Origin of the sequence: Longitalea luteola (assembly GCF_017356035.1) — a bacterium.
Taxonomy (GTDB): Bacteria; Bacteroidota; Bacteroidia; order Chitinophagales; family Chitinophagaceae; genus Niastella; species Niastella luteola.
Window position 1 is genome coordinate 1 of sequence record NZ_JAFIQX010000040.1, and the last position, 596, is coordinate 596.

Sequence of the window (596 nt, forward strand, 5' to 3'; positions counted from 1 at the left end):
TCTCAGAGATACAACAAGAGCAACCGTTTGTACCAACCAGCTTCCATACCGTTGGAACGGTATTAATATTAACGCAGCCGGAACATATAGAGACACCCTCACCAGCAGATCAGGTTGCGATTCCATCAGCAACCTCATCCTGTCTGTCAACAGCATTCTCAGAGATACCACCATAGCCACCATCTGTACCAACCAGCTTCCATATCGTTGGAACGGCATTAACATCAACGCTGCTGGCACTTACAGGGACACCCTCATCAGCAGAAGCGGTTGCGACTCGATCATCAACCTCATCCTGACAGTGAACAGCATTCTCAGAGACACAACAAGAGCCACTGTCTGTACCAACCAGTTGCCATACCGCTGGAACGGCATTAACATTAATGCTGCCGGCACTTACAGCGACACCCTCACCAGCCAGGAAGGCTGTGATTCCATCACCAACCTTATCCTGACTGTAAACAGCATTCTCAGAGATACAACAAGAGCAACCATCTGTACCAACCAGTTACCATATCGTTGGAATGGCATTAACATAACTGCCGCGGGCACATACAGCGACACCCTCACCAGCAAAGCAGGTTGTGACTCAATCA

General features: G+C 49.0%; 1 protein-coding gene. It reads left to right on the forward strand.

The genetic code is table 11. The features are described from left to right. Positions 1-596: hypothetical protein (locus tag JUB15_RS28325; protein ID WP_207516123.1), on the forward strand; the 596-nt coding region annotated here is incomplete at both ends.